Annotated in this window: 12 protein-coding genes; 10 read left to right on the top strand and 2 right to left on the bottom strand. The window is 41.0% G+C overall.

All coding sequences use genetic code 11. The features are described 5' to 3' along the window. The first annotated feature begins 4 nt into the window (after positions 1 to 4). The 6 genes from odhB (at position 5) to IEZ33_RS11925 (ending at position 7,516) form a co-directional block, all read left to right on the top strand. Positions 5 to 1,522 (top strand): 2-oxoglutarate dehydrogenase complex dihydrolipoyllysine-residue succinyltransferase, encoded by a 1,518-nt coding sequence (gene odhB, locus IEZ33_RS11950; protein WP_191600283.1) that lies wholly within the window; start codon positions 5 to 7, stop codon positions 1,520 to 1,522. 133 nt (positions 1,523 to 1,655) lie between these two features. After that, positions 1,656 to 3,095, top strand: coding sequence for a dihydrolipoyl dehydrogenase (lpdA, locus tag IEZ33_RS11945; protein ID WP_191600282.1), 1,440 nt, complete (start codon positions 1,656 to 1,658; stop codon positions 3,093 to 3,095). Between the two features lie 97 nt (positions 3,096 to 3,192). After that, complete coding sequence (gene sucC / locus IEZ33_RS11940; RefSeq protein WP_191600281.1) at positions 3,193 to 4,359, top strand: ADP-forming succinate--CoA ligase subunit beta; 1,167 nt, start codon at positions 3,193 to 3,195, stop codon at positions 4,357 to 4,359. Then, complete coding sequence (gene sucD, locus IEZ33_RS11935; protein ID WP_191600280.1) at positions 4,359 to 5,231, top strand: succinate--CoA ligase subunit alpha; 873 nt, start codon at positions 4,359 to 4,361, stop codon at positions 5,229 to 5,231. The genes sucC and sucD overlap by 1 nt, the downstream gene beginning before the upstream one ends. A gap of 139 nt (positions 5,232 to 5,370) precedes the next feature. Continuing rightward, positions 5,371 to 6,591, top strand: coding sequence for an L-2-hydroxyglutarate oxidase (gene lhgO, locus IEZ33_RS11930; protein ID WP_206696847.1), 1,221 nt, complete (start codon positions 5,371 to 5,373; stop codon positions 6,589 to 6,591). Between the two features lie 88 nt (positions 6,592 to 6,679). Continuing rightward, entirely contained in the window at positions 6,680 to 7,516 is an 837-nt protein-coding gene (locus IEZ33_RS11925) for a DNA ligase (RefSeq protein WP_191600279.1), read from the top strand. A gap of 10 nt (positions 7,517 to 7,526) precedes the next feature. Here IEZ33_RS11925 and IEZ33_RS11920 read toward each other — a convergent pair whose 3' ends face one another. Together IEZ33_RS11920 and xthA are read right to left on the bottom strand one after the other, a co-directional pair. Further along, positions 7,527 to 7,853, bottom strand: a complete 327-nt coding sequence (locus IEZ33_RS11920; protein ID WP_191600278.1) for an ArsR/SmtB family transcription factor — start codon at positions 7,851 to 7,853, stop codon at positions 7,527 to 7,529. 170 nt (positions 7,854 to 8,023) lie between these two features. Further along, positions 8,024 to 8,833, bottom strand: a complete 810-nt coding sequence (gene xthA, locus IEZ33_RS11915; protein WP_191600277.1) for an exodeoxyribonuclease III — start codon at positions 8,831 to 8,833, stop codon at positions 8,024 to 8,026. A 255-nt stretch (positions 8,834 to 9,088) separates the two neighbouring features. Between xthA and gorA the strand changes: the two genes are divergently transcribed. The 4 genes from gorA (at position 9,089) to IEZ33_RS11895 (ending at position 14,790) form a co-directional block, all read left to right on the top strand. Then, a complete protein-coding gene (gene gorA, locus IEZ33_RS11910; protein WP_191600276.1) occupies positions 9,089 to 10,462 on the top strand; it encodes a glutathione-disulfide reductase in 1,374 nt (457 codons plus the stop codon). Positions 10,463 to 10,772: 310 nt separating this feature from the next. Beyond that, positions 10,773 to 12,263, top strand: coding sequence for a carboxypeptidase M32 (locus tag IEZ33_RS11905; RefSeq protein WP_191600275.1), 1,491 nt, complete (start codon positions 10,773 to 10,775; stop codon positions 12,261 to 12,263). A gap of 86 nt (positions 12,264 to 12,349) precedes the next feature. Further along, on the top strand, positions 12,350 to 13,852 hold the full coding sequence (locus tag IEZ33_RS11900) for an aminoacyl-histidine dipeptidase (RefSeq protein WP_191600274.1): 1,503 nt from the start codon (positions 12,350 to 12,352) through the stop codon (positions 13,850 to 13,852). 77 nt (positions 13,853 to 13,929) lie between these two features. Further along, complete coding sequence (locus tag IEZ33_RS11895; RefSeq protein WP_191600273.1) at positions 13,930 to 14,790, top strand: 2Fe-2S iron-sulfur cluster-binding protein; 861 nt, start codon at positions 13,930 to 13,932, stop codon at positions 14,788 to 14,790. The last annotated feature ends 37 nt before the right edge of the window (positions 14,791 to 14,827 follow it).

Genomic DNA, 14,827 nt, shown 5'->3' with positions numbered 1-14,827 from the left:
TCAAATGAGTATTGAAATTAAAGCACCCGTTTTCCCAGAGTCAGTAGCAGACGGTACTGTTGCTACTTGGTATAAAAAAGCTGGCGAGTCTTGTACTCGTGATGAGCATATTGTTGATATTGAAACGGATAAAGTTGTACTTGAAGTTGTGGCACCAGCTGATGGTGTTCTTCAAGATATCTTAAAAAATGAAGGCGATGTCGTTTTGAGTAGCGAAGTTTTGGCCATGTTCTCTGAAGGTGGTGCTGCGACCGCACCGGCAGAAACATCTGTGTCAGAAACAGCGGCTTCGACAAGTGCGCCAGCCGCGTCAAGCACGGCCGAAACCGTTGACATTAAAGCGCCGACTTTTCCTGAGTCCGTTGCGGACGGAACAGTGGCAACTTGGTACAAAAAACCAGGTGAAGCATGTGAGCGTGACGAACACTTAGTTGATATTGAAACGGATAAGGTTGTCTTAGAAGTCGTTGCTCCAGCCGCAGGCGTTTTAGGTGAACTGGCTGCCAATGAAGGCGACACTGTGATGAGTGATCAAGTACTTGCTTCTTTCCTTGTTGGTGCATCTGGCGCAACAGCGACACCTGCTGCCGCACCAGTTGCTGATTCGGCTCCTGTAGATAATGATGCTGATGGTGTCGCTGGACCTGCTGCACGCAAGGCATTAGCAGAGGCTGGCTTAACCATTTCTCAGGTGAAAGGATCTGGTAAAGGTGGTCGTATCACCAAAGAAGACGTTGATGCCGCTGTGAAGCAAAAAGCATCTCAACCTGCTGCTCCTGTGGCTAAACCAGCTGCCGCGCCTATTGCAAATACGGATGGTCGTGTAGAAAAACGCGTTCCAATGACGCGTTTGCGTGCAACGATTGCACGCCGTCTGGTTGAAGCTCAACAAACAGCCGCTATGTTAACGACTTACAATGAAGTTAACATGGGTCCAATCATGGATCTGCGCGCTAAATATAAAGACCTTTTCCTGAAGAAGCATGATGGAACTAAATTAGGTTTCATGTCTTTCTTTGTGAAAGCCTGTACTGAAGCACTAAAACGTTTTCCTGCGGTGAATGCATCTATTGATGGTAATGACATGGTTTACCACGCATACCAAGATATCGGTGTGGCTGTTTCAACTAGTCGCGGTTTAATGGTTCCAGTATTACGTGATACGGATTCAATGGGCTTGGCTGATATCGAAAGCACCATTATGGATTTCGCATTGCGTGGTCGTGATGGCAAGCTTGGTCTTGAAGACATGCAAGGAGGTACTTTCACTATTACTAATGGTGGTACTTTTGGTTCCTTGCTATCTACACCAATCTTGAATCCGCCTCAAACAGCCATTCTTGGGATGCACAAAATTCAAGAGCGTCCAATGGCTGTTAATGGTCAAGTTGTTATTCAACCAATGATGTACCTAGCATTGTCTTATGATCATCGTATGATCGATGGTAAAGAAGCGGTACAGTTCTTGGTAACAGTAAAAGAGCTATTAGAAGATCCTGCACGTTTGTTGCTTGATGTATAATTGCTAATTCCTAAGTTGAAAGGTGTGCAGTGAGTTGGTTGTCCAAAAGACGATCTAACCTCTGCGCATTTCGATTGTAATTAAAACTAAGAAACTGTTTGATTGGTTTCATTAGTCAAAAATGGAAATAACTATGTCTACTAAATTTGATGTTGTGGTAATTGGTGGTGGTCCTGGTGGTTATGTTGCCGCTATCCGTGCTGCGCAACTAGGTTTGAAAACAGCTTGTATCGAAAAATGGCTAGATAAAGATAATAAACCTCGCTTAGGTGGTACTTGTCTAAATGTTGGTTGTATACCTTCAAAAGCGCTGTTGGACTCATCACACAAATACCATGACGCCAAAGAGTCATATGGTGCCCATGGAATTAGCGTAGGCGATGTATCCATGGACGTTAATGCTATGGTTGATCGAAAAGATAAAATTGTTGATCAATTAACAAGTGGTATTACCGGATTATTTAAAGCAAATGGTGTAACCAGCTTTGAAGGTATGGGCAAGGTTTTATCCAGTAAAAAAGTTGAGTTTACTGCTCATGACGGTTCTGTATCTGTTATTGAGACAGAAAATGTGATTCTTGCTACGGGTTCTATTCCAGTAAATATCCCACCAGCACCTCGCACTGGAGACATTATCGTTGATAATGAAGGTGCGCTAGATTTCCGTGAAGTACCTAAGCGTTTAGGTGTAATCGGTGCTGGTGTAATAGGATTAGAATTGGGCTCAGTATGGGCTCGTTTAGGTTCTGAAGTTGTGGTTCTTGAAGCCCAAGATTCGTTCTTAAGTGTCTGTGATGTTGATGTTGCAAAAGAAGCGGCGAAAGTATTTAAGAAACAACACATGGACATTCGTTTAGGCGCACGTGTTACTGGTAGCGAGATTAACGGTGAAGAAGTTAATGTAACTTACCTTGATGCAAAGGGTGAAGAGCAAAAACAAACATTTGATAAGTTGATCGTAGCGGTAGGTCGTAAGCCTTTCACTGATGGTTGTTTAGCCGCCGATTCTGGTGTGAAACTGGATGAGCGTGGTTTTGTATTCGTTGATGAACAATGTAAAACATCTGTTCCTGGCGTTTATGCTATCGGTGATATTGTTCGTGGCCCAATGCTTGCTCATAAAGCCTCTGAAGAAGGTGTAATGGTTGCCGATATTATTGCTGGCCATAAAGCGCAAATGAACTACGACTGCATCCCTTCTGTCATTTATACTCACCCAGAACTTGCTTGGGTTGGTAAAAATGAACAAGAACTGAAAGCGGATGGCGTAAAGTATAAAGTGGGCAAATTCCCATTTGCTGCATCTGGTCGTGCAATGGCGGCAAATGACACAACAGGATTTGTGAAAATGATTGCCTGCGAAGAAACTGATCGTATTCTTGGCTGTCATATTATTGGTGCTGGAGCAGCGGATTTGATTGCTCAAGCCGTAATTGCAATGGAATTTGGTTCTACAGCAGAAGATATCGCTCTTACTGTATTTGCTCACCCAACGGTAAGTGAAGCGGTTCATGAGGCGGCACTCGCTGTTGATAATCATGCAATTCATATTGCAAATCGTAAAAAACGTTAAAATATAAAGTTTGCTGACTTTGTTTCAGAGTCAGCATTTTGTTGTTTATTAATTGGTAAGCAACGTTTCAATAAATTCAGATGAGCGGAATAAGCGAATGAACTTACACGAATATCAGGCAAAACAGCTTTTTGCTGAATACGGCCTGCCAGTATCGACAGGGTATGCATGTGACACGCCAGAAGAAGCTGTAGAAGCAGCTAAGAAAATAGGCGGTGACATGTGGGTGGTTAAAGCTCAAGTTCACGCGGGCGGCCGTGGTAAAGCAGGCGGTGTAAAGCTTGTTAAAACGCATGATGAGATCGCTGCATTTGCATCTCAGTGGTTAGGTAAAAACTTAGTTACTTACCAAACTGATGAAAATGGTCAGCCTGTTGCTAAGATCTTAGTTGAATCTTGCACAGATATCGCTAACGAATTGTATCTTGGTGCGGTTGTTGACCGTGCTACACGTCGTGTTGTTTTCATGGCTTCTACTGAAGGCGGCGTAGACATCGAGAAAGTGGCTGAAGAAACGCCACACTTGATTCACAAAGCAATTATTGATCCTTTAGTTGGTGCACAGCCATACCAAGCTCGTGAATTAGCATTTAAATTGGGTCTTAACCCAGTTCAAATTAAGCAGTTCACTAAGATTTTCCTTGGTTTATCTCAAATGTTTCATGATTGCGATTTTGCGCTTCTAGAAATAAACCCATTGGTTATTACTGATGAAGGCAATCTTCATTGCTTAGATGGTAAAATCAATATTGATAGCAACGCTGTCTACCGTCAGAAGAAAATGCAAGAGTTCCATGATCCATCTCAAGAAGATGCTCGTGAAGCCCACGCCGCTTCTTTTGAATTAAATTACGTTGCTCTAGATGGTAACGTTGGTTGCATGGTAAACGGTGCTGGTCTTGCGATGGGAACAATGGATATCGTAAACCTACACGGTGGTAAGCCAGCTAACTTCTTAGACGTTGGTGGTGGTGCGACTAAAGAACGTGTTTCTGAAGCATTTAAAATCATTCTTTCTGATGACAATGTTAAAGCTGTGTTGGTTAATATCTTTGGTGGTATCGTACGTTGCGATATGATTGCGGAAGGTATTATCGGTGCTGTTAAAGAAGTGGGTGTTCAGGTTCCTGTTGTTGTTCGTCTAGAAGGTACAAATGCCGATCTAGGACGTGAAGTTCTTGCGAAATCTGATCTTGATATCATTGCTGCTACTAGTCTAAAAGACGCGGCTGTACAAGTTGTTAAAGCTGCGGAGGGCAAATAATGTCTGTCTTAATTAATAAAGATACTAAAGTAATCTGCCAAGGTTTTACTGGTGGACAAGGTACATTCCATTCTGAGCAAGCCATTGCTTATGGAACGAAAATGGTTGGTGGTGTTACTCCTGGTAAAGGTGGTCAAACACATTTAGGTCTTCCTGTATTTAATACAGTGAAAGAAGCGGTTGAACAAACAGGTGCTGAAGCGTCTGTAATCTATGTACCAGCGCCTTTCTGTAAAGATTCTATCTTAGAAGCCGCGAACAGTGGTATTAAATTGATCGTTTGTATTACTGAAGGCATCCCAACTTTGGATATGCTTGACTGTAAAGTGGCTTGTGACCAATTAGGTGTTCGTTTAATCGGTCCAAACTGCCCAGGCGTAATTACTCCTGGTGAATGTAAAATCGGTATCATGCCTGGTCATATCCATTTACCAGGTAAAGTAGGTATTGTCTCTCGTTCAGGTACGTTAACTTATGAAGCAGTTAAGCAAACGACGGATGCTGGTTTTGGTCAATCTACTTGCGTAGGTATTGGTGGTGACCCAATTCCAGGTACAAACTTTATTGATGTACTTGAATTGTTTGAAAAAGATCCACAAACTGAAGCAATTGTAATGATTGGTGAAATTGGCGGAACGGCAGAAGAAGAAGCCGCGGCTTACATCAAAGCAAATGTTACTAAGCCGGTTGTTTCTTACATTGCTGGTGTTACAGCTCCTGCTGGTAAGCGTATGGGTCATGCTGGTGCGATTATTTCTGGTGGTAAAGGTACAGCGGATGAAAAATTTGCTGCATTAGAAGACGCTGGTGTTAAAACGGTTCGCTCATTAGCCGAAATTGGTGATGCACTAAAAGAATTAACTGGTTGGTAAGCAACTAAGTTAATTTGATAGTGTCTAAAAATCCTCGCATATGCGGGGATTTTTTTTAATTGTAGTGTGATACTGAATATGGCTTTAGAATAAAGATCAATGATGTATGAAATAGCAAAGCCTTGGGTGAGTAATTAAGATGACTGAATCGATTCACTGTGATTATGATATCGCTATTATTGGTGGTGGTGTGGTTGGGTTAGCAACGGCTTGGCAATTAATGCAAGCGAATCCTCAGAAAAAAATTGTATTATTAGAGAAAGAGAGTCAAGTTGGACTTCATCAAACTGGACACAATAGTGGCGTGATTCACGCGGGAGTCTATTACCCTCCTGGAAGTCTAAAAGCGAAATTTTGTAAAGAAGGCTCGGAGGAAATTAAAGCATTTTGCCGTAAATATCATATTGATTTTGATGTCTGTGGAAAGCTACTTGTGGCAACAAACTCACTTGAAGTCAAAAGGATGAATGCGCTTTATAAACGTTGTTTAGAAAATGATATAAAAGTCGAGCTATTAGATAGGAATGAGCTAAGGATAAAAGAGCCTAATATCAAAGGCGATGCGGCAATTTTTGTGCATGAAACAGGCATAGTTGATTACCAAAAAATTTGTCAAAAATTAGCCGAGCTGTTTGTTAAGGGCGGGGGTGAACTCCTTATGAACGCTAAGGTAACGTCTTTACAAGAAAGTGACACGGAAGTTGTTATTAAAATAGGTAATCGCTCCATAGCCACGCGTTATTTGGTTAGTTGCGCTGGGCTAATGGCGGACCGTATTACAAAGATGTTGGGCATTGCGACAGACTTCCAAATTATACCATTTAGAGGTGAGTATTATCAGTTACCAGCAAAGCATAATCGAATTGTAAATCACTTAATTTATCCCATTCCAGATCCTGAATTGCCTTTTTTGGGAGTGCATTTAACGCGTATGATTGATGGCAGTGTGACAGTCGGACCCAATGCGGTTCAAGGCTGGAAAAGAGAAGGCTATGGCAAAATTAATTTCAGTGCGGTAGATACGTTACAGATGCTTTTGTTCAGTGGTTATTGGAGGTTGCTAGCTAAATTTTGGAAAATAGGTTTGCAAGAAACACGCAATTCTTGGATTAAATCAGGTTACTTAGCTCAAGTAAATAAATACTGCGACCAGATTAACGAGGTCGATTTGCTTCCTTACCCTGCTGGCGTACGTGCACAAGCGGTAATGGCAGATGGTCGTTTAGTGCACGATTTTCTTTTTGCTCAAAGTCAGAGAACCTTACATGTGTGTAATGCACCTTCACCAGCGGCGACCTCTTCTTTACCCATTGGTCGTCATATTATCGAAAAATTGGATAAGCTAATGACAGATGTTTAGATCACTGTTACTGCTGCAGTAAGTTTGTTAAAGTTGTAATCCGCTTATCGATTTAGGTAAGCATACTATTCATGATCAAGGAGGATCTATGAAGCATTTAAATAGGTTATTTATTGTCTTATTGTTGTCTTTTTCGAGTCTCACTATTTCTGGTTCACCGCGTATCCAGCAGGCCAGTGTCTATACTGATAACGTTTCAATTGGGGACTATTTAGTAAGTGAAAAATACGATGGTGTCCGTGCTATATGGAAAGCAGGGCGATTAGTAACGAAAACGGGTCGTAAGATCTTTGCGCCGGATTGGTTTACCAAAGATTGGCCTGATGTGTGGCTAGATGGGGAGCTATGGAGCAAAAGACAAGACTTTGAATTTATTCAGTCGACGGTTCTAAGTCACCAACCTGATGATAAAAAATGGCGGAAAATTCATTATATGGTGTTTGATGCACCAAATAATGAACAACCATTTGCTAAACGTACACAATATTATACTAAGATAATCAATGCGTTAAATATCGAGCATATTCGACCGATCAAACAGATAGACGTGTCGACTCGTGATGAGTTGTTATTGCTTTTAGATAAATACGTTTCGATTGGGGCGGAGGGGATGATGCTGCATAAGAAAGATGCTGTGTTTCAAGATGGAAGAAATGATGCCTTGCTCAAACTTAAGCCATACATGGATGCCGAAGCGGTTGTTGTGGCGTATGAAAAAGGTAAGGGAAGGAATCAAGGGCGGATGGGATCGTTGGTAGTTGAAATGGCCACGGGTCTTCGGTTTAAAATCGGTTCAGGGTTTACTGATTCCGAACGCAATAATCCCCCTGAAATTGGAGAGATAATTACGTTCAAATATCATGGCTTAACACGAAACTCAGTGCCTAAATTTGCAAGCTTCCTTAGGGTGAGGAAACAAGAGTAATCCAATGTTATTATTCTTGTTTTTCGGTATTACAAAATAAGTCATGTAATGATTTAATAAAAGTAACGGTTTTTTCATCGGCAATAGAATAATAAATGCTTTGAGAATCTCGTCGTGTTTTGACTAAGCCGTCTTTTCTTAGGACGGCAAGGTGCTGGGATAAGGCTGACTGGCTTAATGGCAGCTTTTCATTAATGGATCCTACTGTGTGCTCTTGATCTAATAAATGACAAAGAATAATCAAGCGTTTTTCATTTCCTAGGGCTTTAAGGAATATGGAAGCTTTTTTGGCATTAGTAAGCATGTCACTTATGTCTGAAACGTCAGGTTGATTCATAGTCTATCTCTGGAATTTTATTATTGTTAGGTGTTATCTGTGTAAACAATCCACATGGAATGTGGATAAGTTGCGTAGAACTTAAGCATAATTCCATGGAAGAGAGATATCATCGAAAAAATATAGTTTGGTTGTTTTCTAACCATTCTCGTCTCTAATTCAAACTAGGATTAAAGAGAAAATGTAGCCCATATTGGCGCATGGTCTGATGGTTTCTCCATAGATCTAATCTCATAGTCGACTTCACTTTCTATCAGTTTTGGCATTAAGCCAGTTGACGCCAGAATAACATCAATTCTTAGCCCACGTTTGGGTGTATCATTAAAACCTTTTGAACGGTAATCGAACCAACTGAAGCGATCGTTAATGTGCGGATTTAAATGTCGGAATGTATCTGTGAAGCCCCAGTTTTGTAGCGTTGCGAGCCATTCTCTTTCTTCAGGTAAAAAGCTGCATTTGCCTGATTTAAGCCAGCGTTTCGCATTTATTTCACCTATCCCAATATCAAGCTCAGTTGGGGAAATATTAATATCACCCATAACAATTATTTGCTCGCTTGGATCTAGGTTTTCTAAGTATGACATCAGATCTTGATAGAATTTTCGCTTTGCAGGGAATTTGGTTTCGTGGTCTTTATTCTCACCCTGAGGGAAGTAGCCATTTATAACTTTAATGGGCCCGGATGCAGTATCAAACGTCGCAATAATCATTCTACGTTGAGCATCTTCTTCATCGCCAGGAAAGCCATATTCAACCTTTTTGGCTTCTTGTTTACTGAATATGGCAACCCCATAGTGGGATTTTTGACCAAAGTAATAGGCATGATACCCAATGGACTCAGGAATCGCGTGGGGAAAGGCCTCGTCGTGGACTTTGATTTCTTGTAAGCCAATGACGTCTGGCGAATGTGATTTTACTAATTCTTCAAGTTGATGCGGTCTAGCGCGTAAACCATTTATATTGAAAGAAACGAATTTCATTGTAAATAAATAACCTCTTAAGAAGGTTTTGAGGAGACTGTCAGCAGGCGCTGATAAATCATTGAATGATCTTTGATTATCATTCAAATAGTGAGCTCAATCAAGGAAAAGCAATTTTCGGTCATTTTTTAATACACTTTATCATTATAAATATCATGTAAAAAACGAGGAAATTGAATTATTTTATTTAAAAGTTGTCATATTACTATACTGTAAGTGAAGGCTTTGTTTTTTTATTATTTAAGAGGTTTATCAATGTCATACCAATACGATTTGTTTGTCATCGGTGCCGGTTCTGGCGGTGTTCGTGCAAGTAGAATAGCGGCGGGCAAGGGTTATAAGGTAGCCGTAGCAGAAGCAAGTGCTTTGGGTGGAACTTGTGTCAATATTGGCTGTGTTCCCAAAAAGTTATTTGTATACGGGTCCGAATTTAGTCATTCCTTTAAGGATGCAAAAGGCTACGGTTGGGAAAACGTTTCAGCTGAATTTAATTGGGCTACTTTACGCGATAATAAAACCGCCGAAATTCAGAGGTTAAATGGCATTTATCAGTCTATGTTAGAAAAAGCGGGCGTTAATATTATTAATGGTTACGCGCGTTTTGTTGATGCTCACACGGTTGAAGTGAATGGTACTCATTATACAGCTGAAAAGATTTTAGTCGCGGTGGGTGGTAAGCCTTTCATTCCTGAGTTTACTGGTTCCGAATTAGTCGTGAGCTCGAATGAGATGTTCTTCTTAGATTCATTACCTAAAAAAGCGTTGGTTGTTGGTGGGGGTTATATTGCGGTTGAATTTGCAGGCATCTTAAATGGATTAGGTGTTGATTCAACCTTAGCCTATAGAGGCGAACAGTTATTACGTGGGTTTGACCAAGATGTCAGAGATTTTGCGCAAGCAGAGTATAAAAAATCAGGTGTAGATGTTCAGTTAAATACAGACGTTGAATCCATTCAGCTAGTTGACTCAAATCAGCCTGATGGCGATCGACTTGTACGATTTAAAGACGGTCGAGAAGAAATTTTTGGTCTAATTTTATATGCTACTGGCCGTGTTCCCTATACTGATACATTAGATCTTGATAAAGCGGGCATAGAACAAGAAAAAGGCGCTATTAAAGTAGACAGTAATTTTAAAACCAGTGCGCCAAGCATTTTTGCTATTGGTGATGTAATCAATCGTCTGCAGTTGACGCCTGTGGCAATTGGTGAAGCCATGGCATTAATTAGTTATTGGTTTGAAGGTAAAGACGTTACTTTTGACTATGATAATGTTCCTACAGCCGTCTTTAGCCAGCCGCAAATTGGTACTGTTGGCTTAGGAGAAGAAGAAGCTGAGCAACGTGGTTATGATTTTAGAGTCTATCAAACGGACTTCAGAGCGATGAAGCATACGTTAAGTGGCTCAACGGAAAGAACCTTTATGAAAATGGTTGTCGACAATAAGACCGACAAAGTGATAGGTGCTCATATGGTAGGTGATTATGCTGGAGAGATTATTCAGGGTCTTGGTGTGGCCGTGAAAGCCGGTGCGACCAAGGAGGACTTTGATTCGACTGTAGGCGTTCATCCAACCAGTGCTGAAGAATTTGTTACTTTCTCTGAAGCGTCATTGAAAAAACCTTCATGAACATAAATCACCTAAATAAGAGTATATAGAACAGATCTAGTGAGAACAAACCACTCAGTTTGGTGGTTTGTTCTCACTTCTGACTAGGCTTAATCGTACTATTTTTGGTCTTTTTAACGGATTCACTTCCAAGCTCAAATAACCCACACACTCTTCTCAATTTACGTGACAAGCATGTGTTATAAAGATGTCGTAAATAGTTTTAGAAAACGTTTGATACGTTTTTTCAATCACTGTTAATCTTTATTTCAATTGCACCACGGTATTGCTTTCTACTATCTTAGCTACTAATCGAAATGAAGGAGACGATATGTCTAGCTACAGTATACTTGAAGAGCATTTTTCACGCTTACATCATTTGCAACATGTTGAGGCCATGCTGAGCTGGGATGCGGCGACTATGATGCCAGCCAAAAGTCATCAAGCCAGAGCCGATGCAATGGCAACCCTATCATTACTGATTCATGAATCTCTTAACTCTACGACTTTAAAAGAAAGTTTCGAACAATTAGACGAAGCAAGTTTAACAGACGAAGAAAAAAAATCTGTTCGCGAAATGCGTCGGACATGGCGACTTGCCACCTGCCTTCCTGCTGACTTGGTGAAACAACAGTCTTTGGCTGCGGCAAAGTGTGAGCATGGTTGGCGTGAGCAAAGACCAGATAACAACTGGGGTGGTTTTGTTAGCAATTTTAGAGACGTTGTTCGATTAGCAAGAGAGGAGGCCACATATCGATCTAAAGTGACGGGCCTAAGTTTGTATGACGCATTGTTGGATAAGTTTGAGCCAGGTATGACGTCGGAGAAGCTTGATGTCATTTTTGGGGAGTTAAAATCCTGGTTACCTAATCTAATTAGACAGATAACGGAGCGTCAAAAAGGCGAAGCTGTCCAATTACCTAAGGGGCCTTTCTCTATTGACACGCAAAAACAAGTAGGTGAAAAAATCATGACCTTGTTTGGTTTTGATTTTGATCGAGGGCGACTTGATGTCAGTGTTCACCCATTTTGTGGTGGGGTGCCTGAAGACGTTCGATTAACCACTCGTTATAACGAAGATGACTTTACCCAATCATTGATGGGTGTTGTGCATGAAACGGGCCACGCGAAATATGAGCAAGGATTGCCAGAATCATTAAGGCATCTTCCTGTTGGGAAAGCGCGCTCCACGGCAATTCACGAAAGCCAATCCTTATTTATGGAAATGCAAATTGGTCGTAGTAGTGCGTTTCTTGAAAGTATTCATGCCATTTTGATTGATGAGTTTGGAGATCAAGATGCACTCTCGTTAGAAAATTTGAAAACCTTGTATCTTAAAGTGAAGCCTGATTTTATTCGTGTTGACGCGGATGAGGTTACCTATCCCGCTCATGTCATGCTGCGTTATGAAATTGAAAAAGACTTAGTAGAAGGGAAGATTGAGGTAGAAGATATTCCTATGTTGTGGAAAAAAAAGATGCAAATGTACCTTGGTGTGGATACAGCAGATAATGTTAAAAATGGCTGTATGCAAGACATTCATTGGTCGATCGGGGCTTTTGGTTATTTCCCTACTTACACCTTAGGGGCGATGTACGCCGCACAGTTTATGGCCGCGATGAAAAAGACCTTACCGAATGTAGAGGAGAGGATTGCTAAAGGCGACTTAACTGATCTTCAAGCTTGGTTAAGTCAACATGTTTGGACAAAAGGCTGCTTGGACACGACAGAAGAGCTGGTTTTTAATGCAACAGGTGAAACGTTAAATACAGAATACTTCAAAATGCATTTAGTTAATCGCTACTTATCTACGGAGAAATGAACATCATGATTATCTTTGTGCGTTATTCGTATAAAGGGCTTCAGTAAGATGATTAACCACTTTTTTGAATTGCTTAGAGAGTTGAAATGAACGAACATTTATTAGAATTATCACCGTCGCTGGTTTGGAAACACTTTAAATTACTTTGTGATATACCAAGGCCTTCTTATCATGAAGCGCCGTTAAGAAGTCATTTAATTGATTGGGCTCTGGCACTCGGTATGGAGACTTATTTAGATCCAGCGGGTAATTTATTAATTCGTAAGTCAGCCAGTCAAGGGATGGAAAATCGCCAAACTGTGGTTTTACAAGGCCACCTAGATATGGTTGCACAAAAGAATGCGGATATTGAGCATGATTTTGAGAAAGATTCAATTAATACACATATTATTGATGGTTGGGTTCATGCAAGAGGCACCACATTAGGCGCCGATAACGGTATTGGTGTGGCAGCGGCGTTAGCGGTATTGGAATCAAATGACGTTTCCCATGGTCCGATAGAAGCCTTGTTTACGATCGAAGAAGAAACCAGTTTACGTGGAGCTATGGAATTAGAAGAGGGTATCCTTAAAGGAAAAATTCTTTTGAATCTTGATTCTGAAGATCGAGGTGATGTGTATATCGGTTGTGCTGGCGGCACTGATATAAATTTCAAAAAATCATTTCCTGTCGCATCTGAGTCAATTGGGTCGGCTGGCTTTAAATTGACGATTAAAGGCTTAAAGGGCGGTCATTCAGGATTAGATATTCATAAAGGGTTGGCAAACGCCAATGCGATGTTGGTGACTCTTTTACAGCAATTGAATGATCAGTTTGACATACAGTTGATGTCACTTAACGGCGGCACCTTGCGCAATGCAATCGCTCGGGAAGCCACAGCAAGCTTTTTAGTGAATGACTTACAGGCACTTGCATTAGGTTCCCATTTGTCTTTATTAAGTTCAGAAATGACTGCTCAGTTTGAAACGGTAGAAAAGAACATCATCATTAGTGTAGAGCCATGTGACGTGTCAAAAGGTCTCACTAAAAAAGATCAAGGCCGTTTGTTAAACGCCCTTGATTGCTCTCCTCATGGTGTTTTTCGCATGAGCCCCGAATTAATTGGCGTAACGGAAACTTCTTGTAATTTAGGGGTAATCAATCTTTCTTTAAACGGCGAACATTTGATTTTTTCAGGATGTTCACTGGTTCGCTCTTTAGTTGACTCGGCAACCGCGGCTTTAGCTAGAAAAGTGAAAGCGTCATTTGATTTAATCGATGCACAAGTGACGATTGACAACGGCTATCCTGGTTGGAGGCCAGACCCTCGTGCGGGTTTGTTAAAGCACTTTCTCTCTGTACATGAGTCCGTTATGGGTTACCCTGCTAATGTAAAAGTCATTCATGCTGGCTTGGAATGTGGCATTATCGGAGCCAAATATCAGGGGATGGAGATGGTGTCTTTTGGTCCAAATATTCGTGGCGCGCATTCACCAGCCGAAAGGCTAGAGATTGATTCTGTTGGAGATTTTTGGCGTTTATTGGTCGCTTTGCTGCGTTCTGTTCCAATCGCCGACGAATTAGAGGAATCTGTAAAACTAACGGCGTAATTGAATAAAAGTGTGAGACAATAGCGTAACTTTGATTATTGTTACCAAAAAGCATTGGTAGAAAAATTGGCTCTGTTATGAAATCACACTTGTTAAGCGCTTCAACCAACCGATGTTCCGTTGAGAATTTACGCATCGAATTCAATGGGGTATCGGTTGGTTATAGGTTAGGAGATAATCTACTCTCGACATTATTAAATCAGGGTATTGACGTTTCCTATGGTTGTCGAGCAGGGGTTTGCCGCGCCTGCGAAGTGTTTAATGAAATGACTCAAGAAACGGTGTTATGTTGCCAAACTCAAATACGTCAGCCGCTCACTCTGAGTTCATATGTCCCATCTCCTATTGTTGAAATTAAAATCAACCATATTGAACACCTTTCAGACTACGCTGTGCAAATGGAATTGTTTGGACCGATAGATCATGTGTTTGGCTTGCCTATCGACTTGCATTGTTCAGGTCAAAAGAAAATTCGAGCCTATGTTGAGTCTGATGCGTTAGAGCCCCTGATAGTAGCGATTAATCCTCTAACTGAACCTAGGATTCAACACTTTCTGGATTCCATCAAGGTTGGAGACACAGTAGAGATGAATGTGGCAAAAAGTGCCAACGTAAGAGCCGTTTCTCGCTTTCAAAAATTGTCGTTTGATCGCTTTCCTATTGGATTAGTGTTAGTTAATCAATCTCAAGCCTCACTTAATACCTGGCAAGCTTTCTTCACAAAAGAATCCATTAAAGAGGTATCCACTCTGATCGTAAATAATGAGGTAGAAGAAGAGTTACTCGTTATCAAGCAATGGCTGACGGCCGGATCAACAAAGCTGGGCTTTTCCCGTGGTCAGTGGATTATTCAAGGCAGTCAATTAAGTCAAGAAACGTGGGCTCAAATAATTCAAGACGTCCAACTTAATCCTACTAAAATTACTTTCTTTCCATAAAAAACTGACTCTTTTCAGTGATCAGTAAGGTATTAAT

It is taken from the genome of Marinomonas algicola (genome assembly GCF_014805825.1).
Lineage (GTDB): Bacteria > Pseudomonadota > Gammaproteobacteria > Pseudomonadales > Marinomonadaceae > Marinomonas > Marinomonas algicola.
Note: the sequence above shows the minus strand (reverse complement) of the source record. Positions and strands in the feature narration are given on the sequence as shown.